Annotated in this window: 15 protein-coding genes; 2 read left to right on the top strand and 13 right to left on the bottom strand. The window is 69.7% G+C overall.

Annotated features, from left to right (window positions below):
* Positions 1–47: 47 nt before the first annotated feature.
* The 6 genes from VES41_RS15310 to hemC form a co-directional block, all read right to left on the bottom strand.
* Entirely contained in the window at positions 48–2309 is a 2262-nt protein-coding gene (locus VES41_RS15310; protein WP_324818588.1) for a polysaccharide biosynthesis tyrosine autokinase, read from the bottom strand.
* Between the two features lie 92 nt (positions 2310–2401).
* Positions 2402–3553 carry a polysaccharide biosynthesis/export family protein gene (locus VES41_RS15305; protein ID WP_414719145.1) on the bottom strand — a complete coding sequence of 384 codons (1152 nt, stop codon included), beginning with the start codon at positions 3551–3553 and terminating at the stop codon, positions 2402–2404.
* 126 nt (positions 3554–3679) lie between these two features.
* Positions 3680–4960, bottom strand: a complete 1281-nt coding sequence (locus VES41_RS15300) for a heme biosynthesis protein HemY (protein ID WP_324818582.1) — start codon at positions 4958–4960, stop codon at positions 3680–3682.
* Between the two features lie 9 nt (positions 4961–4969).
* Complete coding sequence (locus VES41_RS15295) at positions 4970–6034, bottom strand: uroporphyrinogen-III C-methyltransferase (protein ID WP_324818579.1); 1065 nt, start codon at positions 6032–6034, stop codon at positions 4970–4972.
* Positions 6031–6813 (bottom strand): uroporphyrinogen-III synthase, encoded by a 783-nt coding sequence (locus tag VES41_RS15290; protein ID WP_414719144.1) that lies wholly within the window; start codon positions 6811–6813, stop codon positions 6031–6033. The genes VES41_RS15295 and VES41_RS15290 overlap by 4 nt, the downstream gene beginning before the upstream one ends.
* A complete protein-coding gene (hemC, locus tag VES41_RS15285; protein WP_324818574.1) occupies positions 6810–7724 on the bottom strand; it encodes a hydroxymethylbilane synthase in 915 nt (304 codons plus the stop codon). The genes VES41_RS15290 and hemC overlap by 4 nt, the downstream gene beginning before the upstream one ends.
* Positions 7725–7840: 116 nt before the next feature.
* On the opposite strand from hemC, the gene ppc reads away from it, so the two are divergent.
* A complete protein-coding gene (gene ppc / locus VES41_RS15280) occupies positions 7841–10687 on the top strand; it encodes a phosphoenolpyruvate carboxylase (protein WP_324819534.1) in 2847 nt (948 codons plus the stop codon).
* Between the two features lie 33 nt (positions 10688–10720).
* Here the strand turns inward: ppc and VES41_RS15275 are convergent, their stop codons facing one another.
* The 7 genes from VES41_RS15275 to VES41_RS15245 form a co-directional block, all read right to left on the bottom strand.
* A complete protein-coding gene (locus tag VES41_RS15275; protein WP_324818571.1) occupies positions 10721–12085 on the bottom strand; it encodes a UDP-glucose/GDP-mannose dehydrogenase family protein in 1365 nt (454 codons plus the stop codon).
* A gap of 25 nt (positions 12086–12110) precedes the next feature.
* Positions 12111–13085 (bottom strand): UDP-glucuronic acid decarboxylase family protein, encoded by a 975-nt coding sequence (locus tag VES41_RS15270; protein WP_324818569.1) that lies wholly within the window; start codon positions 13083–13085, stop codon positions 12111–12113.
* On the bottom strand, positions 13085–14041 hold the full coding sequence (locus VES41_RS15265) for a glycosyltransferase family 2 protein (RefSeq protein WP_324818567.1): 957 nt from the start codon (positions 14039–14041) through the stop codon (positions 13085–13087). Before VES41_RS15265 ends, VES41_RS15270 begins: the two co-directional genes overlap by 1 nt.
* Complete coding sequence (locus VES41_RS15260) at positions 14038–14613, bottom strand: putative colanic acid biosynthesis acetyltransferase (protein ID WP_324818565.1); 576 nt, start codon at positions 14611–14613, stop codon at positions 14038–14040. Before VES41_RS15260 ends, VES41_RS15265 begins: the two co-directional genes overlap by 4 nt.
* A gap of 125 nt (positions 14614–14738) precedes the next feature.
* Positions 14739–15998, bottom strand: a complete 1260-nt coding sequence (locus tag VES41_RS15255) for an AI-2E family transporter (RefSeq protein ID WP_324818562.1) — start codon at positions 15996–15998, stop codon at positions 14739–14741.
* Positions 15998–16747: a LytTR family DNA-binding domain-containing protein gene (locus tag VES41_RS15250; protein ID WP_324818559.1), complete on the bottom strand. Its 750-nt coding sequence runs from the start codon at positions 16745–16747 to the stop codon at positions 15998–16000. Before VES41_RS15250 ends, VES41_RS15255 begins: the two co-directional genes overlap by 1 nt.
* A 38-nt stretch (positions 16748–16785) precedes the next feature.
* The gene (locus VES41_RS15245) at positions 16786–17862 is read right to left on the bottom strand and encodes a sensor histidine kinase (protein WP_324818556.1); all 1077 of its coding nucleotides are present in this window, start codon (positions 17860–17862) and stop codon (positions 16786–16788) included.
* 102 nt (positions 17863–17964) lie between these two features.
* Here VES41_RS15245 and argH point away from each other — a divergent pair, with 102 nt between their 5' ends.
* Entirely contained in the window at positions 17965–19362 is a 1398-nt protein-coding gene (gene argH, locus VES41_RS15240) for an argininosuccinate lyase (RefSeq protein WP_324818554.1), read from the top strand.
* Positions 19363–19373 lie beyond the last annotated feature (11 nt).

Raw genomic sequence — 19373 nt, 5'->3', positions numbered from 1 at the left:
GGAAGGGATGGATGGGCGGGTGCGTTCGCGCACCGCACCCCGCGCCGCTACTGGTGTTCCGGCAGGATGCTCTCGTAGCCGTAGTCCGCGTGGCTGTAGCGGCCCATCCTGTTGCCGTAGGACCGGCGGCGGTTGTCGACGCCGTTGAGCAGCACGCCGGCGGCGGTCTTGCCGCCCAGCGACAGCCGCCGCATCGATTCCTTGATCTCACCCATCGTGGACATGTCCGACTTGGCCACCATGAGCACGGTACCGGCATGGACGGCAGTCGACGAGGCGTCCGACGCGACCAGCACCGGCGGCGTGTCGATCACCACGATGTCGTACTGCTCCGACAGCCGCTTCATGACGTTGGCGAAGGAGTCGGACGTCAGCAGTTCGCCCGGGTTGGGGGGCAACTGCCCGGTGGCCAGGAAATCCAGGTTCTGCGTGACCTGCTTGTGGACGGTCTGCTGGATGGTCAGGCTGCCGGCGATCAGTTCGGACAACCCGCCGTGGCGCTGCAAGCCCAGGTACTGGTGCAGGCGGCCGCGACGCAGGTCGGCGTCGATGAGCAGGGTCTTCTTGCCCGACGCCGCCAGCAGCGCCGCGAAATTGGCAGTGACGAAACTCTTGCCGACACCCGGGGTCGGCCCGGTGATCATCACCCGGTTGCTGGGCGCTTCGAGCATGGCGAACTGCAGCGCCGTGCGCATGCTGCGAAGGCTTTCGACGGTGGAATCATCGGGGTTTTCGACTGCAAGCAGGCGCACGCCGGTGGGTCCGGTCAGGCGCCGCTGGGCGATGGTCGCCTGGCGCGTGCTGAAGGGAATGGCGGAGAAAACGGCCATGCCCGTGCCCGCTTCCACTTCATAGGCGTCGCGAATCCGGTGCTCGACGAGCATGTTGCGCAGCAGCGCCGCCATCACGCCGAGGAACAGACCGAGCGCCAGGGCGGCAGCCACGATGGTCGTGCGCCGCGGCTTGATGGGGAGCATCGGCTCGACCGCCTCGTCGAGCACGCGCACGTTGCCCACCTTGCCCTCCTTGACCAGCCGCAGCTGCATCGCGTTGTTCAAAAGCGACCGGTAGAGCTCGGAATTGACGCGCACGTCGCGCTCGAGGCGCACGGCCTCCTGCTGCAATTGCGGGAACGCCCGGATGCGGGCCTGAACCTCGGACAGGCTGGATTTCAGCGCGGCGATCTGGGCGTCCAGCGTCTGCACGACCGGATGCGCCGAGGTGAATCGTTGCGCGAGCTCGGTGCGGCGCTGCTGAGCCTCGAACAACTTCGATTGCCGCTCCACCACCAGGCCCAGCGCCTGCGTACCTTCATCGTCGATCGAGACCGACCCGTTGAGATTGCGAAAGCGGTTAAAGGCTTCTTCGGACTGTTCGAGCTGGCGCTTGAACGCCGGCAGCTGCACATCCAGGAAGGCCAGCGACTTCTGCGCCTCGGCCGCGCGCCGGTTGATGTTCTGCTGAACGTACTGGGCGCCGATGACGTTGAGCAACTGGACCAGCCGCGGTGGACTGCCATCCTGAAGCGAGACAGCGACGATGCCCGACTGCTTGCTGCGCTCGTAGATGGACAGGCTGCCCTGGATCGCATCGATGGTCGCCTGCCGCGAACCCCGCGAAACCAGGAACTGCGCGCCCGGGCGGCCATCGAGCACCGACACCTTGAGTTCGATCGGGCCGTTGGGCGTGTCTGTCTTGAGCATCGAGCCGACCTCGCCCTCGATCGGCCTGGGCCAATTCGGCGCCGTCAGTTCGAAGCGGCCGCCGCCCTGCGCCGTGATGGTCATCTGGACGCCCTCGAGGCTTCGTCCGGTTTCCAGTCGCTCGACGGCGATGCGTTCCGTACCCGTGACATAGCCCGGCATGCCCAGGAATCCGGGCTCGGACAGGCCCGACGCCCGCCGCGCCAGCCAGCCGCCCACGTACGGCGCGTAGCGCGGCATCGCCGAGACATAGGCCTGCGTGGCATCCGCCGCAGCGCCGATGACCGAGCGCGAACGAATGATCTCGATCTCCGCCGCCGCCGGCGTCTTCGCGTCCAACAACGTGCTGGCCTCGCCGAGCACGTTGCGGCTCGCGCCTTCCGAATCCTCGACCTGCACCAGCATGGTCGCTTCGTATACGGGACGCTGCAGCAGCGCGTAGACGACGCCCAGCAGCGTGACGGTCACCGTGATGGCGACGATCATCCACTTGTGCGAGACCAGAGCCTCGACGTAGCGGCTGACGTCGACCTCTGCCTCCGGGGTGTCGAAAGGCGACGCGGAATTCATGGGCCCCAGGCCCGAATGGGTCAGCTTGGCGCTCATCTCAGTGCCCACCCGACCGCCCGAGGGGCATTGAGCGCCCCGGCGGGGCTGACATACGCGATGTATCGGGCACGAGATGAACCATAGGGGGCCTATCTGGGAATGTTGCGTACCGAGGTGTAGGCGGAACTCGACGGCAGGATCAGGTTGGCCACGCGGCTCCAGAGGACCAGCGGCACCGGATCGACGTAGACCACGTCACGCGGCTGCAGCGGGAATCCGTCGGCCAGGGCCAGCGCCGTCGGCGTGTCCGCATCGAGGTGGAAGATGGTCCGTCCGCCTTCCGGCTGGTTGCGGATCACGAAGATCTGGCGCGGGTTGGCCGTGCCCATGTTGATGCCACCGGCCTCGCCAAGCGCATCGTTGAGCGTCAGGCGGCCGTTGCGCATCAGCATCGCCTGCGCAGCAACCAGTTCGCCCATCACGAACACTTTGCGCTCGTCGCGGTTGCGCACGAAGATCACATCGCCGTTCTGCAGCGGAATGCGCGACGGGTCCACCCCGGCCTCGGCCAGGCGCATCATGTCGATGGTGGTCGTCACGCCCTTGCGCGACAGCGTCACGTTCGAGCGGTCACCCGTCGCCGTGATGCCGCCGGCCCGGTTGATCGCCTCCGGGAGCGTCATCGGAATATCGGTGAAGACCTGCAGCCCCGGGCTGGCGACCTCCCCTTCGAGGTAGGCGCGCTTGCTGCGGAAGGCCTCGACGCGCACCTGGATCTGCGGGTTGCGGAACACCCGGCTCAGGCGGGACACCAGCGTATCCGTCAGCTCCTGGATCGTCATGCCGGCGGCCTGGATCGGCCCGGCGTACGGAAAGGTGAGCGTCCCGTTGGTCGAGACCAGGAAACCCGGAGCCGGCGAGACGCTGGCCGGATCGGCCACGGTGGTGGCCGGGGTGCTGCTGAAGACGAGTTCGGGGTGGTCGAACACCAGCACGCCGATCGAGTCGCCTACGCCGATTCGGTAGGGCCCTGGCTCACCGATCAGCGCCTGCACCTGCGGCGAGATGCCGTCGGCCAGCGCCGCCCGCATGCGCGCATTCAGGTCGGGCGTGATTTCGGTGATCGCCCCGTCGGGCGGCAGATCGGTAGGCGAGACACTGCCATCGGCCCGGGGCGGGAGCGCGGGCGCCGTGGACTTGTCGTTGCGCGGCGAGCTGTAGCCCGGGACCACCGCACAGCCGGAGAGGATCGCAAGCGGAAGCAGCAGCCACGCCAGTAACACCGAAGACCTCAAATTCACCTCCAGAAGCGAAAAGAATTAATACTTTCGCAATCGTTACCGAATGTACTTCACATTTGTCGTGCCGTACCAGCCCTCTTCCGGGCTATCCCGATCGGTGGATGCGATTGCGAGCCAGACGGCAGCCTAGCGGAAAGCGTCGCTCTCGGCCGCGCGCTTCCAGGCCGCGGCGGCCTGTTCGCTGTCGCCACGCTCTTCGGCAAGGCGCGCCAGCGCCTGCCAGGCCTGCCGGTGCAGGACGGCGTCCTTCAGGCCCAGGCCAGCTTGCGTGAGCAATTGCTGTGCCTTGCCCCACAGCTGCCGCTTCAGGCACGCCATGCCAGCGAGGTACTGGAGATTGGGATCGCGCGGATCGTTGCGCTGCGCCGTCTCGATGCGCAGGAGCCAGTCGGTGTCGACCGAATCGAGCCCGGCCTCGAGCACCCGGATCAGCTTGACCCGCAGGCTGTCGTCAAGAGACAGCGAGCCGGCGGTCATGCCGTCCCACACCGGCAGCAGCCAGGCGCGGGCCAGCGACAGGTCGCCGCGCAGCAACACCTGTCGCTGCGCGGCATGCAGCGCCACCTCGGGCATTTCGCGCTCGGCGGGCTCGAGGCGCGACCATGCGCCACGCAATTGGGCAGGATCGTGCGCCTCGCTCAGCAGGTCGATCGCCAGGCCGCGCACGATGCTGTGCGCCGCCGCTTCGGAAAACGCGCGGTGCTTGGCCAGCAGGCGCGCGGTTTCCAGGGCTTCGAGCGTGCGGCCGTCCAGGCGCGCGGCCTTGAGCGACAGGCGCAGGGCGAGCGTGCGGCGCTGGGCGCCGTGCGGCAGTTCGTGCAGCCGCGCCAGCGCACCTTGGGCGTCGCGGTCGTGCAGCGCCCACCGCGCTGCGCGCAACTGGACGCCTTCGCGGGTCTCGAGGCTCAGGTCGCCATCGCCGCTTTCATTGAGTGCATGCTGCAGGTGCGCATCCCGCGCCGGCCGGTCCTGGAGGGCATGCGCGCTCTCGGCGCCCAGCAGATGCGACAGCACGCGCACCTGCCTGGCCAGCGGCAGACGCGCATCGAGTCCCGCGAGCATGCGTTCCTGCGCCAGCGCCGACTGCGCCGCCTTGGTGGCGCGCGAAAAGCGGCCGGCCAGCAACTGCGAGACCGCATCCAGCAGCGCGGCATACAGGGCGCGCTCCTTCTGCTGCATGCGCCATTGGCGCGCCTGCGCCGGCAGCGAGAACAACGCGGCCATGCCGCGCAGCGCAAAGTGCAGGACGACGAACAGCGCCAGCAGCAGCAGGAGCACCAGGTTGAGCGAGAGGTCGACCCGCCACGGCGGCCAGAACACCGTCACCGTGCCCTGGTTGCTGCCCGCGAACAACGCCACCGCGGCAGCGATGCCGAACAGCGCCAGGAGCCACAGTGCCGCGCGCATGCCCGGACCTCAGCGTCCGGCCGCAGCGGCCGACAGCGCCGTCAGCGTCGCGTTGATGTTCAGCGCCGGCGCGTCCTTGAGCTGCGACTGCAACTGCAGCAACAGGGTGGCCGCCTGCTGCGTGCGGCGCGAACGCGGATCGAAATAGCGGTTCAACGCCGTGGTGACGGCAGCCAGCTCGAAGCGGGCACTGTCGAGTTGCCGCGACAGCACCGACAGGCGCACGCCGAGCAACTTGAGCTTGAGGTTCTCGCGCAGGAAGAAGACCTGGTCGGGGGAGACCAGCACGGCCTCGGGCCGGTCGACCCGGCCGACCCGCACCAGCGCACGGATTTCCTGCTGGACGGCAGCCCACACGCGCTGCCACCAGTAGGCGTCGGCCGGCAGCGGGTCCGGCGCCCACAGGCTGGCACCGCCGGTCCGGGCGACGTCGTTGACGACCGGCAGGTCGTCGACCAGCCGGATCAGGTCGTCCAGCTTGTGCAGCGAATCAGTGGCGCCGCCGGCGGCGACGGCCTGGATCTGGTCGGCATCGCGGGCCAGCGCCCGCTGCAACGGGGCCAGGCGCGGCTGTCCCGCCCGCGCGACGCGCTGCTCGCTGGCCTTCAGGGCCGCCAGCAGCGGCTCGGCGTTGCCGGTGGTCTGGGCGCGCTGCATGCCCAGTTGCACGGCAGCCTCGATGTCGACCACCATGCTCTCGTCGTGCGAACGCGAGAGGTTCTGCATGAGCTCGTCGAGTTGCGCGCGCTGCAGGTTCAGCTCGGCGATGCGGCTTTCGTTGAGGGCGACCTTGGCTGCCGCGTCGCGCACGACTTCGCTGGCCTGCCGCGCCAGCGTGCGCGCCTCGGCCGCCTGCGCCAGGGCGTCGGCGCTCTGGCGGGCCAGTTGCTCCTGCATGCCGTTGACCTTCTGCCAGAGCGAGAAGGCCATCAGCAGCGCCACGACGGCGACGATCGCCACCACCGCCACCACGATGCGCATCGTCCCGGCTGCGCCGGGCTGCGGGGCATGCCCGGCGGCGGCCCGATCGCCGGGCACTGCCAGGGCTTCGTCGGTCGCGGGGGCAAGGCTCATTGCAAGGATTCTATCGACGCGGCCAGCGCCTCGATCGGCGGGTTCGACACCGCGACCCGCCCGAAACCCGCCGCCCGCGCCGCCTGCGCGATGCGCGGGTGGGTGCAGACCGCGGATGCAGCCGACCAGTCCGAGCCCGGCAGCACCAGGCCCAGGTTGGCCACGGCCTGCGAACTGCTCAGCAGCCAGATGCTGCCGTCGCGAGCCGCCGCCTGCGCGAGTGCGCCTTGCGCCGGGTCCCAGCGCGGCGCCACCCGGCGGTAGGCGGCCACGGTGTCGACAAGTCCACCCGCGGCGGCGACCTGTTGCGCCAGCCAGTCGCGCCCCGCTTCCTGGCCGTCGGCCTGGGCACCGCGCACGAGCAGCACCCGCGTGCCGGCGCCGACCTGTTCCCGCACCCGCACCCACAGCGCCTCCGAATCGAAGCGCTCGGCGTCGTCGCCCGGCGCATCGATGCGCTGCAGCGGCACGCCTGCATCGCGCAGGGCAGCAACGGTGCCCGGGCCGGTGGCCCAGCAGCGCACCCCGGCAGACGCAGCCAGGGCTTCGTCGCCGAGGAAATGCCGGGCGGCCGCGGCACTGACGAACATCCAGGCCTGGTAGCGCGCCGCCGCCGCACGGGCCGCGCGCAGCGCCGCGTCGTCCTGCAACGGCTCGATGCAGATCAGCGGCAGCCACTGCGCATCGAACCCGCGCGCGCGCAGGCCCTCCAACCAGCGTCCGGCCTCCTGCGACGGCCGCGTCACCAGCACCCGGCGTGCAGTGGCCACGGCGGTCACGCCGGCACGGCGGCGCCGCCCTCGCGCAAGGCGCGCGCGGCTTCCTGGCCCAGCGCCTGGGCCTGTTCCGGGGTCGACACTGGGGCGACGACCTGGACCTTCACCACGCCAGGCGCGCCGGAGGGATCGCCCCATGCGGCGTCCACCCGCAGCGCGCCGTCGTCCTGCCAGCGCGCATGGGCCGCAAGGGGCATCGAGCAACTGCCGCCCATGGCGCGGCTGACCGCACGCTCGGCGCCGGTGGCCAAGGTGTCGGCGGCACTGGCGAGCGGGGCGAGCGCCTGCAGCAGGTCGGCGCGGTCCGCACGCACCTCGATGCCCAGCGCACCCTGGCCGGCGGACGGCAGCATCACATCGGGCTCGAACACGGCCCGGATGCGATCTTCCAGGCCGAGCCGCTTGAGGCCGGCAGCGGCCAGCACGATCGCGGCATAGTGTCCCTCGTCGAGCTTGCGCAGGCGGGTGTCGAGGTTGCCGCGCAGCGGCTCGATGCGCAGGTCGGGTCGCAAGGCACGCAGCAGCACGGTGCGGCGCAGGCTGGACGTCCCGACCACCGCGCCGGCCGGCAGCGACGCCAGGCTGTCGTGATGCGGGCTGACCAACGCGTCGCGCGGGTCCTCGCGCGCCGGCACGCAGGCCAGGACGAAGCCGGCCGGCAGGTCCATCGGCACGTCCTTGAGCGAATGCACGGCCAGGTCGGCGCGGCCTTCTTCAAGAGCCAGTTCGAGTTCCTTCACGAACAGGCCCTTGCCGCCGACCTTGCTCAGCGTGCGGTCCAGGATCTGGTCGCCCCGGGTGGTCATGCCCAGCAGGGACACGGCATGGCCGCGCGCCTCGAGCAGGGACTGGACGTGTCGCGCCTGCCACAGGGCGAGCCGACTTTCGCGCGTGGCGATCACGAGAGGGGTCAAAGCGTGTCTCCGGCGCTCAGAAAAACAGCGCTCGATGCTAGCATGCTGCGTTGCAGCAACCCGCTGCCAATGCCCACCCGGACCGAGGAAAGAGCGACGTGAACAACACCAGGACCATGCCCTCCCCCGCGACCCGCAAGAAGAAGAGAACGGAGTCCGACGACGAAACCCTGGTGGCCGACATCCGGCTCCTGGGCCGCATCCTGGGCGACGTCATCCGCGAGCAGGAGGGCGACGCCACCTTCGACCTGGTCGAGAAGATCCGCATCCTTTCGGTGGCCTTTCGGCGCGACGCCGACCACTCGGCCGACCGCGCGCTCAAGAGCCTGCTCAAGGGGTTGAGTGCCGTGCAGACGGTACGGGTGATCCGCGCCTTCACCTACTTCAGCCATCTGGCCAACCTCGCCGAAGACCGGCACCAGATCCGCCGACGCACCCAGGCCGAGCGCGCCGGCGAGCCGGTCGAGAGCAGCCTGGCGGTAGCCCTGGCGCGCATCCGCAAGGCCGGCGTGTCCACAGCCGCCGTGGTCCAGACGCTCGCCGGCAGCTACGTCTCGCCGGTGCTCACCGCCCACCCGACCGAGGTGCAGCGCAAGAGCATCCTCGACGCCGAGCGCGGCATCAGCCAGTTGCTGGCCGCGCGGGACGACATCCTGCTGCGCCGGCGTGCCTGGGCCGCCCAGAGCGAAGGCAAAGCCGACGCGCTCACGCCGATCGAACTGGCGCAGAACGAGCAGCAACTGCGCATCCGCGTCACGCAGCTTTGGCAGACGAGGCTGCTGCGCTTCATCCGCCTGACGGTGGCCGACGAGATCGAGAACGCGCTGAGCTACTACGAAGCCACCTTCCTGCGCGAGATCCCGCACGTCTACGCCGACCTGGAGCAGGCGCTGGGCACGCAGAACGTGGCGTCGTTCCTGCGCATGGGCCAGTGGATCGGCGGCGACCGCGACGGCAATCCCAACGTGACGGCCGAGACGCTCGTCTACGCGATGCGGCGGCAGGCCGAAATGGTGCTGCGCTTCTACCTGACGGAGGTGCATTACCTGGGCGGCGAGCTGTCGCTGTCGGCCTCGCTGGTGGACATCACCTCCGAGATGCAGGCGCTGGCCGAGCGCTCGCCCGATACCAGCGAGCACCGCCGCGACGAGCCGTATCGCCGGGCACTCACCGGCATGTACGCCCGGCTGGCCGCGACATTGCAGGGCCTGACCGGCGGCCAGGCGGCCCGCCACGCGGTGGCGCCGCAGAACCCCTACATGCTTGCATCCGAATTCCTGGCCGACCTGCGCACCATCGAGGAATCGCTGCAGGAAAAGCATGGCGGCGCGCTGGTGGCGCACCGGCTCGCGCCGCTGATCCGCGCCGTGCAGGTGTTCGGCTTCCACCTGGCCACCGTCGACCTGCGGCAGAGCTCCGACAAGCACGAGGCGGTGCTGGCCGAGCTCCTGGCCAAGGCGCGGGTGGAGCCCGAATACGCCACGCTCGCGGAAGAAGCCAAGCAGACGCTGCTGCTGCGCCTGCTCGACGAGACCCGCCCGCTGCGCGTGCCCGACGCCGAGTACTCGCCGCTCGCGCGCAGCGAACTGGCCATCTTCACGGAGGCGCGCCGTGTCCGGGCGGCCTACGGCCAGGAGGCGATCCGGCACTACATCATCAGCCACACCGAGACGGTGAGCGACCTGCTGGAGGTGCTGGTGCTGCAGAAGGAGGTCGGCCTGATGCGCGGCACGCTCGACAGCGACGCGGTCTGCGACCTGATCGTGGTGCCGCTGTTCGAGACCATCGAGGACCTGCGCAACGCCGCGCCCATCGTGCGCGCCTTCTACGAATTGCCGGGCATCGCCGCGCTGGTGCGCCGCTCCGGCGGCGAGCAGGACGTGATGCTCGGCTATTCGGACAGCAACAAGGACGGCGGCATCTTCACCAGCAACTGGGAGCTCTACCGCACCGGCGGCGCACTGGTGCGGTTGTTCGACGAGATGGCGCGCGCCGCTCCCGACGGCCAGGCGGTGCGCCTGCGCATGTTCCATGGCCGCGGGGGCACGGTCGGGCGCGGCGGTGGCCCCAGCTACCAGGCCATCCTGGCGCAGCCGCCGGGTACGGTGCGCGGCCAGATCCGCCTGACCGAGCAAGGCGAGGTGATCGGCTCCAAGTACGCCAATCGCGAGATCGGCCGGCGCAACCTCGAGACGCTGGTCGCCGCCACGCTCGAGGCCACGCTGCTGCCGCCGACCAAGGCGGCGCCGGCCGAGTTCCTGTCGGCCGCCGACGACCTGTCCACCGCCAGCATGGCCGCCTACCGCGAACTGGTGTACGGCACGCCGGGCTTCGGCGACTACTTCTTCAGCGCCACGCCGATCCGCGAGATCGCGGAACTGAACATCGGCTCGCGTCCGGCGTCGCGCAACCCGAGCCACAAGATCGACGACCTGCGCGCCGTGCCCTGGAGCTTCAGCTGGGGCCAGTGCCGCCTCACGCTGCCGGGCTGGTACGGCTTCGGCTCCGGCGTCCAATCCTTCCTGGAAAGCGCCGGGACCGCTGCCGAGCGCAAGAGCCGAATCGCGCTGCTGCAGCGCATGTACGCGCAATGGCCGTTCTTCCGCACCCTGCTGTCCAACATGGACATGGTGCTGGCCAAGAGCGACCTGGCGCTGGCCTCGCGCTACGCCGAACTGGTCGAAGACCGCAAGCTGCGCAAGAAGGTGTTCTCGATGATCGATGCCGAATGGCACCGCACCTCGGAAGCGCTGACCCTGATCACCGGCGCGCGCCAGCGCCTGGAGGGCAACCTGGACATGCAGCGCTCGGTGCGCCATCGCTTTCCGTACATCGACCCGCTGCATCACCTGCAGGTCGAGCTGATGCGGCGCTACCGCGCAGGCGACGGCGGCGAGCGCCTGCAGCGCGGCATCCTGCTGTCCATCAACGGGGTGGCGGCGGGGCTGCGCAACACCGGCTGAAAGCGGGCCGGCGCCGGCAACCGGCGCGCGGCCTCAGGCGCGCCGGCCGATGCCGACGTACTCGACGCCGGCCGCGCGCATGTTCCACGGCTCGTAGAGGTTGCGGCCGTCGAAGATCAGCGGCGTCTTCATCAGCGCCTTCAGGCGGTCGAGCTGCGGACTCTTGTAGGCCTTCCATTCGGTCACGATGACCAGGGCGTCCGCCCCCTCGAGCGCCTGCAGAGGATTGCTGGCGTAGTGGATGCCCGCCAGCAACTGCGGCGCGTCGGCGAAGTCGAGGGCCAGCACGCGCCGCGCCTCCGTGACCGCCACCGGGTCGTGCGCGACGACGCGGGCGCCGGCGCGCAGCAGCGCGCCGATCAGCACCCGGCTGGGCGCCTCGCGCATGTCGTCCGTATTGGGCTTGAACGACAGGCCCCACAACGCCAGGCGCCGGCCGGTGAGGTCGCGCCCGAAACGCTGGAAGATCTTCTCGAGCAGCACCTGCTTCTGCTCGTCGTTCACCGCCTCCACCGCCTCCAGCACGCGCAGGCGCTGGCCCTGCTCCTGGGCCGTGTGCGTCAGCGCCTGCACGTCCTTGGGAAAGCAGCTGCCGCCATAGCCGGTGCCGGCGTAGAGGAAGTTGTAGCCGATGCGCGGATCCGAGCCGATGCCCTGGCGCACCAGCTCGATGTCGGCACCGACGCGGTCGGCCAGGTTGGCCAGCTCGTTCATGAAGCTGATGCGCGTGGCGAGCATGGCGTTGGCCGCGTACTTGGTGAACTCGGCCGAGCGCAGGTCCATCACACGCATGCGCTCGTGGTTGCGGTTGAACGGCGCATACAGCTTGCGCATGACCGACAGCGCCTCCTGCCCGGCGTCGTCCTCGCCCACGCCCAGGACGATGCGGTCGGGGCGCATGAAGTCGTCCACCGCCGCGCCTTCCTTGAGGAACTCGGGGTTGCTCACCACCGCGAAGCGCTGTTCGTCCATGCCACGCGCGGCCAGTGCCTCGCGGATCACGGCGGCTACCTTGTCGGAGGTGCCGACCGGCACGGTCGACTTGTCCACCACCACCTTGAAGCCGGTCATGTGGCGGCCGATGTTGCGCGCCGCCTCCAGCACGTAGTGCAGATCGGCGCTGCCGTCCTCGTCGGCGGGCGTGCCCACCGCGATGAACTGCACGTCGCCGTGCGCGACCGCCGCCGCGACGTCGGTGGAAAACACCAGCCGCTCGGCAGCGATGTTCGCCTGCACCAGTTCGGCCAGGCCGGGCTCGTAGATCGGCACCTCGCCGCGCTTGAGCATCTCGATCTTGGCCGGATCGATGTCCAGGCAGAAGACATGGTTGCCCAGGTCTGCCAGGCAGGTTCCGGTGACCAGGCCGACATAGCCGGTGCCGATGATGGTGATGTTCATGTCGCGGACCGTGTGGAGCGTTGGCTCAGGCGGCTGCGCCGCCGGTGGAAAGCAGTTGGTCGAAATATGCCACCGTCCGACCGAGCCCGGCGTCGAGCTGGGTCAGCGGCTCCCAGCCGCCCAGGTGCTCGCGCGCCATCGAGATGTCGGGGCGGCGTTGCCGGGGGTCGTCGGCGGGCAGCGGCATGTGCACCAGCTTGCTGCGCGATCCTGTCAGTTCGATGACCTTGCGCGCCAGCTCGAGCATGGAAAACTCGCCCGGGTTGCCGATGTTGATCGGGCCGGTGATCTCGTCGCCGGTGGCCATAAGGCGCAGCATCGCCTCGACCAGGTCGTCCACGAAGCAGAAGCTGCGCGTCTGGCTGCCGTCGCCGTAGATGGTGATGTCCTGTCCGCGCAGCGCCTGCACGATGAAGTTCGACACCACGCGCCCGTCGTTGACGTGCATGCGCGGCCCGTACGTGTTGAAGATGCGCGCCACCTTGATGCGCAGCCGGTGCTGTCGGTGGTAGTCGAAGAACAGCGTCTCTGCGCAGCGCTTGCCCTCGTCATAGCAGCTGCGGATGCCGATGGGGTTGACGCGGCCCCAGTAGCTCTCGATCTGCGGGTGGATCTCCGGGTCGCCGTACACCTCGCTGGTGGAGGCCTGCAGGATCTTGGCGCGCACGCGCTTGGCCAGCCCCAGCATGTTGATCGCGCCGTGCACGCTGGTCTTGGTGGTCTGCACCGGATCGTGCTGGTAGTGGATCGGCGAGGCCGGGCAGGCCAGGTTGAAGATCTCGTCGACCTCCACGTACAGCGGGAAGGTCACGTCATGGCGCATCAGCTCGAACTGCGGATGGCCGAGCAGATGCTCCACGTTGCGCCGCGTGCCGGTGAAGAAGTTGTCCACGCACAGGACGTCGTGGCCCGCGGCGATGAGCCGTTCGCACAGGTGGCTGCCCAGGAAGCCGGCGCCGCCGGTCACCAGGATGCGTTTGGACGGGTTGTATTGGCGCATCAGGAGTTCGCTTGCAGTTTGGTGGAAGAAGGCTCCGGCCCTGGTCGGGCCGGGGTGGCGGGCGGTGGCGGCAGCTGCCGGGACATCTCCCACAGCTTGGCGTCCACCAGCATGCGGAACCACAGCGCCTGGAAGAAGGCGAAGTAGAAGCCCGGGCGGCCGTCGAGGAAGCCGCCGCGCAGCAGGTAGCGATAGATGAAGTAGGCGAACGCGCGCACGCCGATGGGCAGCCGGTAGTAGATCTGCTTGATGAAGCGGGTGCGCTCGCGTGCGTCGCCCAGCAGACGGGGCTGGAGCACGTCGGCGCCGGGCGCCTGGGCGGGCTGCGACTTCTCGCGCGCCTCGGCGTCGCTCCAGCGGTTGTGGCTGGTCACCCAGTTGCTCAGCGATTGCGCGTTCTTGTCGTGCATGTAGCCGGCCAGACGGCCGACCCGGCCCTGCGCGGCCGGCGCGATGAAGTGCTGGTCGTACAGGCGCGCCTCGCAGCGGCCCACCCCGCTGCGGAAAAGGCGCAGGTGCCACGGATTGACGCCGGAGAAGCGCAGCATGCGTCCCATGAAGTAGTCGCGCCGGCGCAGCATGTACGCGTCGTGCGTGGCAGCGCCGTCGAGCAGTGCGCGGATCTCGCGCACCGCCTGGTCGTCGAGCACCTCGTCCGCGTCCAGGTGCAACTGCCAGCGGTAGCGGTCCTCGACCTGCGCGATGGCCCAGTTGCGCTGGTCGCTGTAGTTGGAAAAGGGGTGCTGCGCGACGGTGCAGCCCATCTCCAGCAGGATGCGATCGGTCCCGTCGGTCGAGCCCGAGTCGACCGCGTACACGTGCGGGCTGACCCGCAGCGCGGCGGCCGCCGTCTCGCGGATGATGCCGGCGGAGTTGAAGGTCAGCAGCACCACCACGCAGGGCGGGTCGCCGGCGGGCGGGTCGGCGGGCACGTCGGCGGGATGTGGCGAGTTCATCGATCGGTCCGCGGCGTGCGCCGGCGTGGGCGGATGGGGCGGGCGGGATTGCCCGAGTACACGGTCCAGGGCGCCAGTTCGCCGAATGCCACGGCGCGCGCGCCGAGCACCACGCCTTCTCCGATCTGGGCCCCGGGGCCGACGAAGGCCTCGGCCGCGATCCAGGCCCGGGCGCCGATACGGATCGGCCGTGCAACCAGCTGGAACTCCGGCGAATCGCTGTCGTGCGTGCCGGCGCACAGGTGTGCGCCCTGCGACACCAGCACGTCTGCGCCCACCTCGATCGGGCCCATGCTGTAGACGTTGACCTGCGGGCCGATGACCGCCCGCGGCCCGAGGTGCAGATTGGCGGGCAGCCAGACGCGGGCGCTGGCGCGCACGTCGCTGCCGGGCTCCATCCGGGCGCCGAAGCAGCGCAGCAGGAACCGTCGCCAGGGCGCCAGCTGGCGCGGCGTCCAGGACGCGCCGATGCCCCAGACCAGCGTCCAGGCGACCCGCGTCAGGCGGTTGGCGAGGGAAAAGCTCGGACCGCCCTCCGAAGGCGCCGATTCGCGGGCATCAAGGATCGTCACAGGTTCGCTGCAAATGTGAAACTGAATGAGACGAACCAAGCGTCTCGCAGTGCAGCAATTCTGTCAACACAATTTCTTACATACGCCGTTCGGCATGGGCTCCGGCCGACCCGGCCGCCGCCGAATCAGGCGCTCAGCAGTTCGCCGATGGGCTGCAGGTCCTCGACCCGGTCGCACACGGCCTTGACGACCATCAGCAGCGGCACGCCCAGCAGCAGCCCCCAGATGCCCCACAGCCAGCCCCAGAAGATGACCGCCACGAACACCGCCACCGGGTTCATGCGGCCGGCCCGGCTGGTCAGCCACGGCGTCAGCAGATTGCCGACGATGGTATGCACGAGCAGCGAGGCCCCGCCGATGGCCAGCGCCATCTGGATGCTGTTGAACTGCAGAAAGGCGACCAGCGCCGCCGCCACCATCACGATGAGCGAGCCGACATAGGGAATCAGGTTGGTCACCGCCGCCAGGATGCCCCACACCGCCGCGTTCTCAAGCCCCAGCGCCCAGAACGCCACGCCGGTGGTCACGCCGACCACGGCGCTGGTGAAGATCTGCACCAGCAGGTAGCGCTCGATCTGGCGGGTGATGTCGTCCAGCATCTTGACCGTCACCTTCTTGCTCTGCAGGCTGGGCCCGGCCATGCGCACCAGCTTGCGGCGGAAGGTGTCGCCGGCACACAACGCGAAGTAGGTCAGGAAAGCGATTAGCGTGAGCTGTCCCGTCGCCGTCACCAGCCCGAGCGTGCCGCTGACCAGGTAGTCGCGGATGTTGAAGGCCGGCCGCTCCACCACCACCCGCGTCACGCCGCGCGGCGTCAGCGCCGGGCTGCGGCCGTCCTGCGCGGCCTGCTCGAGCTGGCTGGCGGCTTTCTGTACCGTGTCCAGGGTGCTGGGCCGGGTCGACTTGGTGCGCAGTGCCAGGCGCAGCTTCTGCGCCGCGGCCGGCAATGCATCCACCAGTTCGGCGGCACTGTCGGAGAGCGAGTAGCCGGTCCACCCGAACGCACCGCCGAGCCCGAGCAGGATGACGCCGGCCCCCAGCCAGCGCGGCGCGTGCCATCGTTCGAGCCAGTCCACGGCCGGCGCCAGCGCATAGGTCAGCAGCAGGCTGAGCATCAGCGGAATGAAGACGGCGGACGCCCAGCGCAGCGTGAACACGCCAGCCAGCACGGCCAGGAACACCAGCGCCGCGCTGCGCACGTCCACCGGCATGTGCACGACGACCGGACCACGCTGACGGGGGCTGCCCGGCTGCGGCTCTGCCGCCGGCGCGGCACGGTCGCCGCCTTCCGGCATCGGGGCCGAGGCCGGGGCCGGCAGGGTTACCAGCGCCGGTGGCGGCCGCTCGTCATCCGGCCGTGCGTCGTCTTCCGGGTCGCGGGCCATCAGCGTTCCTTGAGCACGTCGCGCACGGCCGGCAACTGCCGGCGCGACACCAGCACCGGCTCGGCGATGCCGTGCAGCCGCAACACCCAGCCTTCGCCGTCGCCGGCGTCGTCCTGCCGCTCCAGCGCACGGATCGCCTCACGCGCCACCAGCGCGTTGCGGTGCACCCGCACGAACCGGCGCGGGTAGCGCTCCTCGAAATCGCTCAGGGCGCCGTCGAGGATGTGGCTGCGCAGCGCCGTGCGCACCGTCAGGTACTTCAGCTCGGACTTGAGGTAGATCACCTCCGACAGCGGCACCCGTTCGGCCCGCCCGCGATCCTGGATCAGCAGGTGCTCCTGGCCCTCCTGCGCCGGTTCGGCGCGGCGGGCGGCAAGCAGGCGCTGCGCCTTAAGCAGGGCCTGCTGCAGCCGCTCGGCGCGCACCGGCTTGGTCAGGTAGTCGGCCGCTTCCACCTCGAAGGCGGCCAAGGCGTGCTCGGCATGCGCCGTGACGAACACCACCGCCGGCGGATGCGCCAGCAGACGCAGCGCGCGCGACAGCTCCAGCCCGTCCAGGCCAGGCATGCCGATGTCCAGCAGGACGACGTCGAAGCCGCCGCCGTGCAGCGCATGCAAGGCCTCGTGCCCGTTGGCGGCCTCGCCCATCACGGCCGTAGCGGGCTCGCCGAAGTCGCCCAGCAAGGTGCGCAGCCTGGCGCGGGCCAGCGACTCGTCGTCGACGATCAGAACGCGTAGTGGTTGGCTCATGGCTTGACGTGCGGTGATGGTTGGCGGGCCGGACGGCATCACCCGCCCGCCGGTGCCGGGATGTCGATGCGCACCCGGTAGTGCCCCTGATCCGGGCCGGCGCGAAACTGCGCCTGCACGTCGTGCAGCAGCCGCAGCCGGTCGCGCACATTGGCCAGCGCGATGCCATGGCCGCGCGGCACCGGCCGGTCGGCCCACACCAGCGGCGCCAGCGTGTTCGTGACCTCGATCACCACCCGCGAGCCACGCCGCTCCGTGCGCACGCGCAGGCGGCCGCCTTGCGGGTTGGGTTCCACGCCGTGTTTGACCGCGTTCTCCACCAGCGGCTGCAGCAGCAGCGGCGGCACCCGCGCGCTGCCGGCGGCGATGTCCAGGTCCCAGCGCACCTGCAGCCGCTCGCCGAAGCGCACCTGCTCGATGGCCAGGTAGCGCTCGGCCAGGCCGATCTCGTCGGCCAGCGTGACCGACTCGCGCGGATCCGCCAGCGCCTGGCGGAACAGCTCGCTCAGGTCTTCCAGCAAGGTCTCGGCCTTGGCCGGCTCCTCGCGCACCAGCGCGATGGCGCTATTGAGGGTGTTGAACAGGAAATGAGGGCGGATGCGCGACTGCAGGTCCTCCAGCCGCGCCGCCGTGTCGGCCGGCATGTGGCTGCGCGCACGCAGCGCGAGCCAGGCCATGGCGACCAGCGCGAACATCACGCCGGCCAGGGTGCTGGCGAGCCAGGGGGCGTTGCCGACGGCGCCGGTCAGGCGCAGCATGCCGCAGCCGTACAGGCCGGCAACAGCCCCCAGCCCGGCACCAGCCGCCTGCTGCCAGACCGGACGCCAGGCCGGCATGCGGCGGCGCAACCCGCACAGCGCCACCAGCCACAACAAGGTGGCCGGCAACGCACCGCCGGTCAGCATGGCCAGCAAGCCCAGCCATTCGGCCAGTCCGCCCGCCCAGAACAGCGCCAGCACTGCCAGCATGGCCTCGACGAAAAGCACGGCGCGCAGCACCACGCCGACCTGGCAAACGTCATAGGCCGCGCCCGGCACGGCCGGTTGTGCCTGCGGCAGCTTGCCCGAAGTGGCCTTGGCGGGACGTATGGCCGATAAAATCGACAGGTTGCGCATCTACAAATGAAAGGGGTGGCGCCGCCTGCTTCCCGTCCGCCGGCCTCATGAAGTCTCATGGCGCGGCGGCCGAGCCGGTGCGGCGGCCCATTATTGCCTCCCATGTCCCAAAACCAACTCGACAAGAAGTCCGAAGCCTGGTCCGCCCTCTTCTCCGAACCGATGAGCGAGCTGGTCCAGCGCTACACCGCGAGCGTGTTCTTCGACAAGCGCCTGGCGCTGGCCGACATCGAAGGCTCGCTGGCGCATGCCGGCATGCTGGCCGCGCGCAACATCATCGGCGCACAGGACCTGGCCGAGATCCAGCGCGGCATGAAACAGATCCGCGAGGAGATCGAGTCCGGCGCCTTCGAGTGGAAGCTCGCCCTGGAAGACGTGCACCTGAACATCGAGGCGCGCCTGACGCAGCTGGTGGGCGACGCCGGCAAGCGCCTGCACACCGGCCGCAGCCGCAACGACCAGGTGGCCACCGACGTGCGGCTGTGGCTGCGCGGCGAGATCGATCTGATCGGCGCCCTGCTGGTCGACCTGCAAAAGGCGCTGGTGGACATCGCCGAGAAGAATGCCGACGCCATCCTGCCCGGCTTCACGCACCTGCAGGTGGCGCAGCCGGTGAGCTTCGGCCACCACATGCTGGCCTACGTGGAGATGTTCAGCCGCGACGCCGAACGCATGCAGGAAGTGCGCGCCCGGGTCAACCGCCTGCCGCTGGGCGCCGCCGCGCTGGCCGGCACCAGCTACCCGCTCGACCGCGAAATGGTCGCGCGCACGCTCGGGATGGACGGCGTCTGCCAGAACAGCCTGGACGCGGTGAGCGACCGCGACTTCGCCATCGAGTTCACCGCGGCCGCCTCCATCGCCATGGTGCACGTCAGCCGCCTGAGCGAGGAACTGGTGCTGTGGATGAGCCAGAGCTTCGGCTTCATCGACATCGCCGACCGGTTCTGCACCGGCTCGTCGATCATGCCGCAGAAGAAGAACCCGGACGTGCCGGAACTGGCGCGCGGCAAGACCGGCCGCGTGGTCGGGCACCTCATGGGCCTGATCACCCTGATGAAGGGCCAGCCCCTGGCCTACAACAAGGACAACCAGGAAGACAAGGAGCCGCTGTTCGACACCGTCGACACGCTCAAGGACACGCTGCGCATCTTCGCCGAGATGGTCGGCGGCATCACGGTCAAGCCCGAGGCCATGGAGAAGGCCGCCCTGCGCGGCTACGCCACCGCCACCGACCTGGCCGACTACCTGGTCAAGAAGGGCCTGCCGTTCCGTGACGCGCACGAAACGGTGGCGCATGCCGTGAAGGCCGCCATATCGCACCAGGTCGACCTGTCCGAGCTGCCGCTGGCCGTGCTGCAGCAGTTCAACCCGAACATCGGCAAGGACGTCTACGACGTGCTGAGCCTGCGCGGTTCGCTCAACGCCCGCAGCACGCTGGGCGGCACCGCACCGGCGCAGGTGCGGGCGCAGATCGCCCGCCATCGCACGCGCCTGGGATGACGCCGGCGCTG

This window comes from Variovorax sp. (assembly GCF_035634955.1).
Lineage (GTDB): Bacteria > Pseudomonadota > Gammaproteobacteria > Burkholderiales > Burkholderiaceae_C > Variovorax.
The sequence above is the reverse complement of the archived record's forward strand: the minus strand, read 5'-3'. Positions and strand labels throughout refer to the sequence as shown.

What these genes read in the sequence shown, in the direction of transcription:
- VES41_RS15310 (WP_324818588.1), bottom strand. Translation starts at nt 2,309, where the DNA reads ATGAGCGCCAAGCTGACCCATTCGGGCCTGGGGCCCATGAATTCCGCG.
- VES41_RS15300 (WP_324818582.1), bottom strand. Translation starts at nt 4,960, where the DNA reads ATGCGCGCGGCACTGTGGCTCCTGGCGCTGTTCGGCATCGCTGCCGCG.
- VES41_RS15295 (WP_324818579.1), bottom strand. Translation starts at nt 6,034, where the DNA reads ATGAGCCTTGCCCCCGCGACCGACGAAGCCCTGGCAGTGCCCGGCGAT.
- ppc (WP_324819534.1), top strand. Translation starts at nt 7,841, where the DNA reads ATGCCCTCCCCCGCGACCCGCAAGAAGAAGAGAACGGAGTCCGACGAC.
- VES41_RS15275 (WP_324818571.1), bottom strand. Translation starts at nt 12,085, where the DNA reads ATGAACATCACCATCATCGGCACCGGCTATGTCGGCCTGGTCACCGGA.
- VES41_RS15270 (WP_324818569.1), bottom strand. Translation starts at nt 13,085, where the DNA reads ATGCGCCAATACAACCCGTCCAAACGCATCCTGGTGACCGGCGGCGCC.
- VES41_RS15265 (WP_324818567.1), bottom strand. Translation starts at nt 14,041, where the DNA reads ATGAACTCGCCACATCCCGCCGACGTGCCCGCCGACCCGCCCGCCGGC.
- VES41_RS15255 (WP_324818562.1), bottom strand. Translation starts at nt 15,998, where the DNA reads ATGGCCCGCGACCCGGAAGACGACGCACGGCCGGATGACGAGCGGCCG.
- VES41_RS15250 (WP_324818559.1), bottom strand. Translation starts at nt 16,747, where the DNA reads ATGAGCCAACCACTACGCGTTCTGATCGTCGACGACGAGTCGCTGGCC.
- VES41_RS15245 (WP_324818556.1), bottom strand. Translation starts at nt 17,862, where the DNA reads ATGCGCAACCTGTCGATTTTATCGGCCATACGTCCCGCCAAGGCCACT.
- argH (WP_324818554.1), top strand. Translation starts at nt 17,965, where the DNA reads ATGTCCCAAAACCAACTCGACAAGAAGTCCGAAGCCTGGTCCGCCCTC.